Raw genomic sequence first — 12,114 nt, 5'->3', positions numbered from 1 at the left:
GTCTCCTGCTATCAACAGTCCGACCACTAAAAAGCCGCTCCGAAGAGCGGCTTCTTTACGCTTTTTTATTTCTGCGACTCAAGGTTTTCATTGAGGTCTTCGTCATGTTTTTCCAAGTCCCATGGGAGAACACCAGGGCTGTGATGACGAAAGTGCAAATAGTTTTCAAACTGATTAATGACATCGTTGATGATATCAGTCTGCTCATAACCATATAAATTATAAGACTGCCCACCTTGTCTGAGAAATACTTCAGCTCGATAGTAAATTTCTCTGCCTTCATCGTTGGTTAAAGCGTACTCTGGTAGCAGGTAGTCTTTTAAGCGAATTTCGTAAGCAAACTCTAAGTCACCTTTTCGCTCAACGCTAAGAATAATGCGGTTATGGTCTTCGTCAGCTCGGAATTCCGCCGGCCAGTCCTGATCTTTTAACTCGTCCCGGACTTTTTTCATGCTTTCTGTAGCTGGTCCGTTAATAAATTCCAGCACCGACTCTTTATTTGGAAAGTCGACTAGACCAGCCAGACGTTTTTTCCAGTAATCGGCGCCTTCATTGACTCCCCGGCGGTGAGAGTGGCGGTGACTTTGAAGACTATTAGACTGATGTCCTTCAATTATAAGTGCGCGCCACATGCCTGCCGCCGATATTAAAATAATGACAGCAAAGGGTAATGCACTGGTGATAGCGGCGGTTTGCAGAGCGCCTAACCCTCCCGCTACGAGCAAAACGGATGCAACAATGCCTTCAGTACTCGCCCAGAAAACACGTTGCCAGACGGGTGTTTCCATCATGCCGCCAGAGGACAATGAATCAATAACCAGTGAGCCAGAATCCGATGACGTTACAAAGAAGGTGATAATTAATAGTACTGTCAGGAAGCTTAGGACACTGGTCATAGGCAGGTTTTCGTAGAGTTTAAACAGCGCTACCGCCTGGTTATCCTGAACTTCCGAAATTAAGGTTGTGTAACCTTCGTTCATGATCATATTCAATGCTGTATCACCGAACACGGCAAACCAGAAGAAAGTGAATATGGTTGGCACCAGCATAACGCCAAAAACAAACTGGCGTATGGTACGGCCGCGGCTAATTTTGGCAATAAACAGCCCGACAAAAGGTGCCCAGGCTATCGTCCAGCCGAAGATAAATAGTGTCCAGTTACCAATCCAGTCACTGCGCTCATAGGCCTGTAAATTAAAGGTACGCTCCACAATGCCACTTATGTAGGCGCCGGTATTTTGCAAGAAAGTTTCCAGGATATGGATAGTCGGCCCAACCGCGAAAACAAACAACAGCAGGAATATGACTAAGGTAATGTTAATCAAGGACAGTCGCTTAATACCTTTGTCCATGCCAGCAACAACTGATGCTATGGCTGCTAGTGTGATGATTCCAATAGCGATAACCTGAACCGTTGTTCCAACAGGAATGTCTTCCCATAAGTAATTGAGGCCGGCATTAATTTGAATAACCGAAAGGCCAAGGGTCGTCGCAATACCAAACATGGTGCCGAGGATGGCGAAAGTGTCGACTGTATGTCCAATAGGGCCGTTGATTCTGTCGCCAATAAGCGGGTAAAGCGTTGAACGCATAGAAAGTGGTAAGCCGTGGCGAAACGAAAAGTAAGCCAGTACTAAGCCAACTAAGCCGTATATTGCCCAGATATGAAAGCCCCAATGGAAATAGGCGATTTGCATGGCCTGCTTAGCTGAACTCACGGTTTCTGCTGCGCCTGCGGGTGGTTCGGCGTAATGCAGTATGGGCTCGGATACACCAAAGAACAGCAGGGCAATACCGTATCCGGCGGAAAATAACATGGCGAACCAGGAAGTAAAACTGTACTCCGGTTCGCAATGATCGGGCCCTAATTTAATTTTGCCCCAACTTGAGACGGCCACACCAATAATAAAAATGAGAAAAAGTGCGACTGCTAACATATAAAACCAACCGAAATTATCGGTAATGCCAGCAAGGGTCCAGTCAAACAGTTCGCCGGCTTTTTCCGGCGCACTTAACGTGCCTATAACCAGTAAGGCTATAACGATAACCGCAGGAAGGAATACTGGCAGTAAAATTGCAGAATGCCATTTCTGCTTATCGGCTGACATAAAAACTCCTGTTTTTATTATGATTTATTTATATATAGACTACTAAAAAAGATTTGTAATGGGTCACTTTCATTTATTTGCTGTTTAGTTCCCAGTCGGTAAGTTAATATTATGACTGTGATGGTTGTTGATAAAGAGTTATTTTGCAGTTTATGGATTTTGAAAAAAGCTTGGTTAATCTTGAACATTTAGCAAACTCGGTGCCGGGTGCGCTATACCAGCTTGAACGCTCACCGGACGGGCAATTGAAATTTAATTATGTCAGTCAGGGCGTTGAAGCTATTTTTGGGTGTTCGGCTGAGTCACTGGCAAATGACGTGACATTGCTGAGTGAAATTATTCACCCCGACGACTTACAATCTGTATTGAGCAGTATGCACAATTCTGCCCGCTATCAATATTTGTGGGTGAAAGAATACCGGGTGATTAAAAATGGCCGGGTAAGCTGGATATACGGGCACGCAGTGACCAGTCAACAGGCCGACGGCAGCACACTCTGGAATGGACAAATGCTGGACATTACTGAGAGGAAGATGCTGGAGCTGAAAGTTGAAGAGAACCAGCGAAATCTAATGCTTGCTGAACGCGTTGCCGGGCTAGGCCATTGGCAGCTCGATTTAGAGACCGGGCAGTCGCAGTGGTCCGATACCATGTACCATTTACACGGGCTGGAGAAAGCCAAAGTTACCCCATCCTTAGCTCTGACTTTAGAAAGAACTCACCCTGAAGACAGGCAAGCCGTAACCGGCGCAACTAATGCCGTTAAGCAGTCTGGGGCGAGAGATGTCGAACATCGTATTATGTTGGGTGACGGTGAAATTCGGTGGTTACGGCAATCGGGAATTTATCGTATTGACGAAGCAGGGCATGGAATTATTTTTGGTACTACGCAGGATATTACCGATTATAAAGAGCTGGAGCTCAAGCTCAGGGAAACCGGTGGTAATGACGAACACACCGGGTTTTATAATCGCCGGCTTATGTTGCAGTCTCTGCAGCGACGTTTTAGCTTATATCAGGCTCACTCCGAGCATCAGTATTACGTGATGCTCGTGCGCGTTGCGAGCAACGCAGAAACCTTAAAATCCGTTAGCAAAATTGTCCGCCAGAACATTCAGGATTACGATACCCCAGGCTGTTTGGGAAACGGAATTATCGTTGTACTCATGTCAACGCTGTCGGCAGAGCAAAATAAGAATTGCTTACAGGCCACCCGACAATTGTTAGAGCAGCACGAAATTGAGCATAAAATAGCGTTAGAACGTGCACAGATAACCGACTCGAGGTTTGACGATGTGTTGCTACGGGCGTTGAGTTAACTTAATGGTTTACCGGTTGGCGAGTTATCGAGGTTCCAGTCTTGCGCCTTACCCATAGAGTTTCTGGGTAGCTGGTTCCCAAAGTTAATGCGTTCAGGTATTTCCGCAGTGGAGAGGTTGCTGCTTAACCAGGTCTGAACACTTTGTTCGGTTATCGTTTCGCTAAGACTCTCGTGCAATACAACAAAGGCTTTGAGCCCATGGCCTTCGTCGGGCCTCATCGGACGCACTGTCGCATCAGCAATTGCCGGATGTTGACGCAGATATTTAGCAATATGATTCGGGAACACATTGATTCCACGTACTGAGACCGCCTTGTCGACTCGTCCGGCAACGTGAAACTCACACTCTGCGTGCCACTGGGTATTATCGGGTATTTCGAAAATACCCTTTGTTTGTCTATCAATTAGCTGCTGAGAGTTTTCAGTATTCCTGCGCCAGCGGGATAACAAACGGTAATTGCTTTCTGGTTTACTTCGGTAACCGATACCTGCAGTCTCGGAACTGCCGTAAATTTCGACAACGCGAGCTGCGCCTATAGAATATAACTGGTGGAAGGTGCTGGCAGGGCACGCTCCGGCAGAGCTAATAAAAAGTACTCCGGGCGGTAGTGGCAGCATCTCTGATGATAATTGAGTGAGCAACTCAGGGAAACCGACAACAACATCGCCGGCACGTAAGCCGCCGTTGCGAACATGGCTATAAGCTTTAAAGCCTCGCAGCACCGGGGCATCAATAAGATGAGGCAACAATACTGTAAACAGAAAGCCATAAATATGGTGGCTGGGCACTAAAGCGACAACACGAGCTGGAGATAACTCATAATCGTTTTCAAAAATGCGCACAAAGTCCTTCACTTCCTCGACTAACGCACTCCATGAGTGCTCGCAGGCTTTGGGTTGGCCGGTGCTGCCGGAAGTGGTAACTGTTAAGTTTTGGGTGTGAACTTGCCTCGATTTCAGAATAACTTCAGCCCACTCGGACAGAGTGTTGCGGCGCAGAAGGTAATCTTCTACTCCACTGTCGCCCATATGAAAGAACTGAACTACCCGGCCAGCTAATGCAAGCCGTTCCAGCGAATCAACAGCAACTTCGTCTTCGCCACTGTCTTTGGTTGACTTGTGTTTTGCTACTAAGGTGTCGTCGTCATGCCATTGACGACGTTTCCAGTGCTCACTTTCAGCCGGACGCATCCGCGCAAGTTCATCGGCGATAATATCGCCGATGACAGTAACAACAAGGTGCTGCTGAAGTGAGTCTGTCACTTTATAGTCGCTTAACGAATACCCAGTAGGTGTCGCCGGTTAAGGCTTGCTTCATATGAACTTTAACTTTGGTCGGTTGCATTTCGTAGTCAAAAACATATTCAAACATGGTGTTTAAATTGCCGCTTTTAACGCCTTCGTCGAAGCGTCCTTTAAACTCTGGGCTGTTGGTGCACGGTGCAACTTCGTTAAAGAAGTTTTTGCCAACGACAGCGCCCGGGTCGCGACCGGTAATGTCGCCCTCGGCGGCATTGTATTGAATGATTTTACCGCTGGCGTCTAACTGAATGGCACCAAAGGCAATGTCGTTTAACTTGTCGTCCGACATTTTAGCTAAGGTGTTTTCGATATCATCAGAACCAAATTGAACAATTTCCATTGTGTTACCTCTAAGTTCGATATGAAATATATAGATTAGTAGTGGACCCCGAGGCATTTAGATCATGTTCTCTTAACACTTCTTAAAGTGAAATTAAAAGCAAGCAGGTCTATACTTGCTCTCAGGTAAATAATTAAGGATAAAAACAATGCCCAGGACGCCTAAATTTCATCGGGAAACAGCGCTCAATAATGCGCTGAAGCTATTCTGGCGCAAGGGATACCACGCAACCTCTATGAAGGACATAGAGGAAGAAATGGATATGAGGCCAGGAAGCATTTATGCTGCATTTGGCAATAAAGAAACCTTGTTTAAAGAGACCCTTGAAAAATACTCCTCTCTGGCAGAGGAAGAGTTTAAGCAAACCTTAGCGCAAAAATCTTCGGTGCTGCAGGGAATAAGTTTGTACCTTCGTAACATTGCGGTAATGACAGCGACCTGTGCACCAACTCAGGCCTGTATGCTGGTAAAAACCTTGCTGGAATTTACACCTGAAGACAAAGCCTTCAGCGAGCCGGCGCAAAGTTATCTTGATAAATTTGAACAGCTGTTTACAGAAGCATTTCAGCAGGCACAGCAGCGTGGGGAAATCGGTGTTTCGCAGTCTCCAGAACGGCTCGGGTTATTGTTACAAACCAATATTATCGGTTTGCGCACTATGGCTCGGAGAGAAGTTCCCCGGCAGCAGCTGGAAAGTTTAGCCGATGATATAATTGCGAGAATTATTCCCGCAAGTTAAACAAGTCTCGGTAACTGCTTGGATTAAACTGCCTGGTTATCAGCACAATAAGAATGCCGACAATAATATGTAACTGCCAGCCTAAACTGTAATTACCGGAAACGTCTCTGAACCATCCGGTTAACAGCGGCATCAGGCTGGCAAACATAAAGCCAATACCCTGCATAAAAGAAACCAGACGCCCTGCCTGCACAGGGTTATCGATATGGTCCAACGCCATGACAATGCATAGCGGGAAGGCACCACCTAAGCCAAAGCCGCAAAGTGCCGACCACAGCCACGGAGCTTCGGTCGGAAACCAGCTTAACCCCGCAAAGCCTGTCATTTGAATAAGTACTGCGATTGTTAGCCATAACCGTCGGTCTTGTGTGCGTGATAAAGCCGGCAGCAGCAGGGCGCCGATAACCTGAACCAGAGAAAACAGCGCCAGTAAATTCCCTGCTTTTTGTGCCGGCCAACCGAATTCACCATAAAATGGCGCTATCCACGCAATAAATCCGGCATAACCGGCATTCACCAGGGCGAAATAAATACCTAGAAGCCAAGCCCTGGGATAACGGTGAGCCCGCAGTAATAGGTGCCGGGGAGGAATGCTGGCAACCGGTGTGCGGTTAAATGGTAAGTACCAAATAATCAGCACTATCGCCGCTAAAAGAGACCAGCTGCCTAATGCCTGAAAGCGTTCTGGTAATAAGTTTGCCGCCCATGGAGTAGCGACAGCACCTAGTGCCGCGCCGCCCATGAGCGCTGCAGACCAAAGGCCAGTGACCATACCTAAACGATTCAAATACTGTTGTTTGGTCAGCTCCGGAATAACGATATGCAGTAACGCAATGCCAACGCCGCCGACTAAAGCACTGGTGATCATGCTGGTGCTGGTCGGCTCAAACAGGCGTGCGGTAAAGCCTGCGCAAAGAATCAGTAAGCCCAGTCCAATACCTTGTCTGTAGCCCAGAGCGGTTGTCACCCGTCCGGCAAATAAGGCCATTAAACCAATCATTAGAATGGGTAATGTGGTTAACAGCGATACCTGACTGAAAGACAGACCTGTAATGGTTTGTAGCTCATCGGTCAGTGGCCCTACGGATGTCAGCAAAGGGCGCAGATTAAGCCCCAGTAATACCAGTACGAGCAAGCCGAACAGTAGGGAGAATTTAGACGGTTTGGCGACAGGCGCCGATTGAGTCTGCAAAGTAATACCACGAGTCCTTAAAAGCCATACTTTACTCAATTTTCATCGCGGTGTGAAACCGTGTTATTATTTCGCGCCAACAGTGATCGTCCGTTTCTTAAAAAGAGAACCCGTTATGACCGCGTCTCCGGTGTTAGGGAATTTGTTTATCATTGCGGCCCCTAGTGGCGCAGGGAAGTCGAGCCTGATTCGGGCTTTGTTGGAAAAGCATCCTGATCAGTCCATGCAGGTGTCTGTGTCATCCACCACGCGTGCTCCGCGCCCGGGAGAAGTTCAGGGTGTCCATTACCACTTCCTCAGTACTGAAGAATTTGAACAACGTATTGATGCCGGTGAGTTTTACGAGTGGGCGTGTGTGTTTGGTAATTACTATGGTACCTCCCGCAAAGTCGTAGAGTCTTTGTTAGCAAAAGGCAAAGACGTCTTCCTGGATATTGACTGGCAGGGCGCTCAGCAAGTTCGTGAGCATCACCCGGAAGTGCGTTCGGTTTTTATTGTTCCGCCCAGCCTGGAAATTCTGGAGGAACGTTTGCGTTTTCGCGGACAGGATTCCGACGAAGTTATTGCCGAGCGCATGGCAAAAGCTCAGGCAGAAATGTCGCATTATCATGAGTTTGACTACCTATTGGTAAATGATGATTTTGACAACAGCCTGGCATCGCTGGAGCATATCGTTTTAGCTCAGCGACAAAAAATGCCGCATCAGCAAATAAGATATTCAAGCGTATTGAAGGAATTGCTTGGATAATAGGCCTTAATTCCGTATAATTCTTAGCCTTTCGAAAAATACGACTCACGCTTTATTGGGAGTAAACAATGGCTCGCGTAACTGTAGAAGATGCTGTAGACCGTGTTGGTAACCGTTTTGATTTGATTTTGTTAGCCTCACGCCGCGCGCGTCAGTTGGCCAATGGTAAAGAGCCATTAGTAGAAACAAAAAACGAAAAACCAACTGTTATTGCTTTGCGTGAAATAGAGCAAGGCCTTATCGACAACGAACGCCTTGATATTGAAGATCAGGCGGCTCAAAAGCAGCAAGATGCTGAAGAACTGCGTGCGGTAGATGCGCTGCGCGGTATTGAATAAAAGTTTCTGTTCGCCAACGGCATCAATGCCGTTGGCAATTCCGTCAAATCCCCTTATTCTGAAAGTATATTCATAGTCCGGTATTACCCGGGGAGTTAACTGGTGTACTTATTTGAAGGCTTAAAGGCTCAGGTTAGTGAGTATCTTCCGTCCGAGCAGGTGGAACGTATTCGTGATGCCTTTGTTGTAGCAAACGAAGCCCACAGTTCGCAAAAACGCAGCAGCGGTGAGCCTTACATTACGCACCCGGTTGCGGTTGCAAGCCTGCTTGCCGACATGAGACTGGATTGCGAAACCTTAATGGCGGCTTTACTCCATGACGTTATTGAAGATACTGAAACCAGCCGGGAAGATCTGGCCGAGCGTTTTGGGGCAACCGTTGCCAGTTTAGTGGAGGGCGTGTCTAAACTGGATAAATTGCAGTTTAACTCTAAAGAAGAAGCCCAGGCCGAAAACTATCGCAAGATGATTATGGCGATGGTGCAGGATATTCGGGTTATTCTGATTAAACTGGCTGATCGTACTCATAATATGCGCACCATTCAGCATCTGCGCCCCGATAAACGCCGCCGTATTGCCCGTGAAACTTTAGAAATTTATGCTCCGTTGGCACACCGGCTGGGTATGCACGATATTAAAAATGAACTGGAGCAACTGGGCTTCTGGGCGCTGTACCCCTGGCGTGGAAAGTTGCTTGAGTCAGAAGTAAGACGTGCCCGCGGTAACCGTCGCGAGTTTACAGAGCGTGTGCAAAGCGAAATCAGTTCGCGCCTGGACGGTAACAATATTCAGGCGCGGGTATCCGGCCGTGAAAAGCATTTGCACAGTATTTACCGCAAAATGCAGGCTAAAGAAGTGAAGTTTGAACAGGTCATGGACATCTACGCTTTCCGCGTCATTGTGGACAGTGTCGATACCTGTTATCGGGTTCTTGGTGCGTTGCACAATTTGTATAAACCCATTGAAACGCGGTTTAAAGACTACATTGCTATTCCGAAGTCGAACGGTTACCAGTCTTTGCATACCTCTTTAAAAGGTCCGCATGGGGTGCCGGTAGAAATTCAGATTCGTACCGAAGAGATGGATTTGATGGCCGACCGCGGTGTCGCCGCGCATTGGATGTACAAACAATCGGACGACTCCAGTACCACGGCTCAGGTGCGTGCACGTAAGTGGATGCAAAGCTTGTTAGAGTTGCAACAAAGTGCCGGTAACTCCTTTGAATTTATTGAAAGCGTAAAGTCCGATTTATTCCCCGATGAAATATACGTTTTCAGTCCGGATGGCCGAATTACCGAATTGCCTCAAGGCGCTACGGCAGTAGATTTTGCTTACGCGGTTCATACCGACGTTGGTAACACCTGTATTGGTGCAAGAGTTAACCATCGTACCTATTCATTGAGTAAACCGCTGGAAACCGGGCAAACGGTTGAGATAAAAACAGCACCTAACTCGCGGCCGAACATTGCCTGGCTAAACTTTGTGGTAACGGGTAAAGCCCGGGCGAAAATTCGCCAGTACCTGAAAAGTCAGGAAGCTGACGAAGCGCAACAATTAGGTGAGCGCTTACTTCGGTCAGCGCTCGGGCAAGTCAGTTATGACGAAATTCCAGAGTCGGAATTTAACCGGGTGCTGCGCGAAACGAAAATTGATAGTCGCGGAAGTTTGCTGAAACAAATTGGCCTGGGCAATATGATGTCGGTGGCCATTGCGAAGCGTCTATTAGGCGACTTACAGCCGATAAAAGATGACAACGCCTCACAGAAAAGCCTTTCAATTAAAGGCGCCGAAGGTCTACTCGTCAGTTTTGCCAAATGCTGCCGGCCTATCCCGGGTGACGACATCATTGCCCACGTGAGTCCGGGTAAAGGTTTGGTCATTCATCGTCGTGAGTGTAAAAACGTTCGCGGCCACGAAGATGACCCGGGGCGCTACTTCCCGGTCGAGTGGGATAACAAACCTGAAGCTGAGTTTATTTCTGAAATTCGTATCGAAATTGTCAATAACCAGGGTGTTCTGGCTAAATTAACATCGGCTATAGCCACTACTGGCTGTAATATTGATGGTCTGCAGACCGAAGAAATTGACGCCAACATCTATTTCATTGATGTGGCTTTAACCATAAAAAACCGTAAGCATTTAGCGGATGTGATCCGTCATATTCGTAAAATGCCGGATGTTCAGCGCGTGACGCGCTTAAGGAAGTAATATGTCTAAAGTGATTATTTCAACGGATAAAGCGCCCGCTGCTATTGGCACTTATTCACAAGCGGTAAAAATTGGTACTACCGTTTATCTTTCCGGACAGATTCCTCTGGTTCCTGAAAGTATGGAGCTTGTTAGTGAAGACTTTACTGCTCAGGCCGAGCAGGTGTTTAAAAACCTGACGGCTGTTTGTGAGGCATCCGGCGGCGAACTGCAAGACATGATAAAGGTACAGATTTACCTGACCGATCTGGGGCAGTTCGCTATTGTGAATGAAGTGATGGCTAAGCACTTCAGACAGCCGTATCCGGCTCGCGCGGCTATCGGCGTAAAACAATTACCGAAAGGCGCGCAAATTGAAATTGACGGTATTATGGAGCTGCCGAGTACCAACTAATTAGGCGGTTTCCGGTGTCGGCTCTCTGTCTTCCAGAGGGCGGCGCCAGATGATAATGGCAATAGCCACGGCTGCCAGAATAAAGCAATACCCCGTATGCAAACTGACCGATAGCGGCGAGATTTTAAAACTGGCTCCCATCAACAATGCCTGCGCCCCGTAAGGCAAGGCTCCCTGAACGACGCAGGCAAAAATATCCAATAAGCTGGCGCTCTGGCGTGGTGCTAAATTGCCCACTTTGGCCAGGCGCTTACTGACTTCGCCAGCCAATAAAATGCTGACGGTGTTGTTGGCAACGCAGAAATTGGTTAGAGCGGTCAGTGCAGCAACGCCAATAGCTGATGCCCGCTGCTTGTGTTTGCTGACTTTATTCGCTGCGCTTTCGACAAAGCCTGCTAAGAAGGCCAGCCCCCCTTGCTGGCGAATTAACGCCGACAAGCCACCAATGAGCAGCGACAGCAGGAAGATTTCCTGCATACTGCCAAAACCTTCGTAGATATCCTGACTAAAAGCTACCCATTCGTAGTCGACAGTGAACATACCAAAAGCGGCGGCTAAGACTATTCCAAGTCCGAGTACGGCGAAAACATTAAGCCCCATAACGGCTAAAACAATAATGATGAAATAAGGCAGTGACAGCCATAGATTGGCCTCCGGAATTTCTAAAGGCACCTGGCTGGTATCGTATGTCACTAACCAAATGACGGTAAAGATAGCGGCGGGTATCGCAATTTTTAAGTTCGCACGAAATTTGTCCCGCATGGTACAGCCTTGTGTACGAGTTGCGGCAATGGTGGTGTCTGAAATGATGGACAAGTTATCACCAAACATGGCACCACTAACAAGTACCCCGGCCAGCAGCGGTAAGCTAATATCGGTTGCTTCACCAATGCCCAGAACCACTGGAGCAAGCGCTGCCAGTGTTCCCATAGAGGTGCCCATGGCGGTAGAGATAACCCCGGCAATAATAAACAAGCCGGGCAGCAGGAAAGAAGCCGGAATAACATTTAGTCCCAGTGCCACCATAGCATCGACGCCGCCGGTTGCTTCTGCCACCGTCGAAAACGCACCCGCCAGCAAGTAAATAAGGCACATGGTTATGATGTTATTGTCGCCAACACCACCAACGAAGGTGTCAATGCGCTCTTCAAATGCCTGCTTACTCAGCAAAATGCCAAGTACTATTGCCGGCAGAATTGCAACCGGGCTGGGTAATTGGTAAAACGCGTACTCAACCCCTTCGCTTTGAAAATACAATCCGGTTCCTAAGAACAGGATCAAGAATAAAGCCAGAGGTAACAGCGCTTTAGCGCTAGCCGGTTGTGGCGAAGCATTAGTCATGTGTCAGCCTTCTTATTTTTATTTGGACGTCCAGAAGTTTATACAGCTAATTATCCTGATGCAACCTTATTCCAATTACGTGT

At 47.6% G+C, this 12,114-nt stretch carries 11 protein-coding genes; 6 read left to right on the top strand and 5 right to left on the bottom strand.

The genetic code is table 11. The annotated features are described in order from the left end of the window. Window positions 1-65 precede the first annotated feature (65 nt). Entirely contained in the window at window positions 66-2,108 is a 2,043-nt protein-coding gene (locus tag Q5L94_RS06500; protein ID WP_317497637.1) for a BCCT family transporter, read from the bottom strand. A 152-nt stretch (window positions 2,109-2,260) separates the two neighbouring features. On the opposite strand from Q5L94_RS06500, the gene Q5L94_RS06495 reads away from it, so the two are divergent. Continuing rightward, a complete protein-coding gene (locus tag Q5L94_RS06495) occupies window positions 2,261-3,427 on the top strand; it encodes a PAS domain-containing protein (protein WP_317497636.1) in 1,167 nt (388 codons plus the stop codon). On the opposite strand, the gene Q5L94_RS06490 is transcribed toward Q5L94_RS06495, so the two are convergent. Continuing rightward, window positions 3,424-4,692, bottom strand: coding sequence for an AMP-binding protein (locus Q5L94_RS06490; protein WP_317497635.1), 1,269 nt, complete (start codon window positions 4,690-4,692; stop codon window positions 3,424-3,426). The two genes, Q5L94_RS06495 and Q5L94_RS06490, sit on opposite strands and share 4 nt — an antisense overlap. A gap of 1 nt (window position 4,693) precedes the next feature. Beyond that, window positions 4,694-5,071 (bottom strand): photoactive yellow protein, encoded by a 378-nt coding sequence (gene pyp / locus Q5L94_RS06485; protein WP_317497634.1) that lies wholly within the window; start codon window positions 5,069-5,071, stop codon window positions 4,694-4,696. 148 nt (window positions 5,072-5,219) lie between these two features. On the opposite strand from pyp, the gene Q5L94_RS06480 reads away from it, so the two are divergent. Beyond that, a complete protein-coding gene (locus Q5L94_RS06480) occupies window positions 5,220-5,810 on the top strand; it encodes a TetR/AcrR family transcriptional regulator (RefSeq protein ID WP_317497633.1) in 591 nt (196 codons plus the stop codon). Here Q5L94_RS06480 and Q5L94_RS06475 read toward each other — a convergent pair. Continuing rightward, the gene (locus Q5L94_RS06475) at window positions 5,794-7,041 is read right to left on the bottom strand and encodes a CynX/NimT family MFS transporter (RefSeq protein ID WP_317497632.1); all 1,248 of its coding nucleotides are present in this window, start codon (window positions 7,039-7,041) and stop codon (window positions 5,794-5,796) included. The two genes, Q5L94_RS06480 and Q5L94_RS06475, sit on opposite strands and share 17 nt — an antisense overlap. Before the next feature lie 76 nt (window positions 7,042-7,117). Between Q5L94_RS06475 and gmk the strand changes: the two genes are divergently transcribed. The 4 genes from gmk (at window position 7,118) to Q5L94_RS06455 (ending at window position 10,690) form a co-directional block, all read left to right on the top strand. Continuing rightward, the gene (gene gmk, locus Q5L94_RS06470; RefSeq protein ID WP_317497631.1) at window positions 7,118-7,750 is read left to right on the top strand and encodes a guanylate kinase; all 633 of its coding nucleotides are present in this window, start codon (window positions 7,118-7,120) and stop codon (window positions 7,748-7,750) included. A gap of 68 nt (window positions 7,751-7,818) precedes the next feature. Continuing rightward, window positions 7,819-8,088, top strand: coding sequence for a DNA-directed RNA polymerase subunit omega (rpoZ, locus tag Q5L94_RS06465; protein ID WP_011235607.1), 270 nt, complete (start codon window positions 7,819-7,821; stop codon window positions 8,086-8,088). Window positions 8,089-8,190: 102 nt separating this feature from the next. After that, complete coding sequence (gene spoT / locus Q5L94_RS06460) at window positions 8,191-10,296, top strand: bifunctional GTP diphosphokinase/guanosine-3',5'-bis pyrophosphate 3'-pyrophosphohydrolase (RefSeq protein ID WP_317497630.1); 2,106 nt, start codon at window positions 8,191-8,193, stop codon at window positions 10,294-10,296. A 1-nt stretch (window position 10,297) separates the two neighbouring features. Further along, window positions 10,298-10,690 carry a RidA family protein gene (locus Q5L94_RS06455; protein ID WP_317497629.1) on the top strand — a complete coding sequence of 131 codons (393 nt, stop codon included), beginning with the start codon at window positions 10,298-10,300 and terminating at the stop codon, window positions 10,688-10,690. Here Q5L94_RS06455 and Q5L94_RS06450 read toward each other — a convergent pair whose 3' ends face one another. Continuing rightward, window positions 10,691-12,031, bottom strand: a complete 1,341-nt coding sequence (locus Q5L94_RS06450; protein WP_317497628.1) for a Na+/H+ antiporter NhaC family protein — start codon at window positions 12,029-12,031, stop codon at window positions 10,691-10,693. Window positions 12,032-12,114 lie beyond the last annotated feature (83 nt).

This window comes from Idiomarina sp. Sol25, from assembly GCF_033052775.1.
In the GTDB taxonomy this organism is placed as follows: domain Bacteria; phylum Pseudomonadota; class Gammaproteobacteria; order Enterobacterales; family Alteromonadaceae; genus Idiomarina.
The sequence above is the reverse complement of the archived record's forward strand: the minus strand, read 5'-3'. Positions and strand labels throughout refer to the sequence as shown.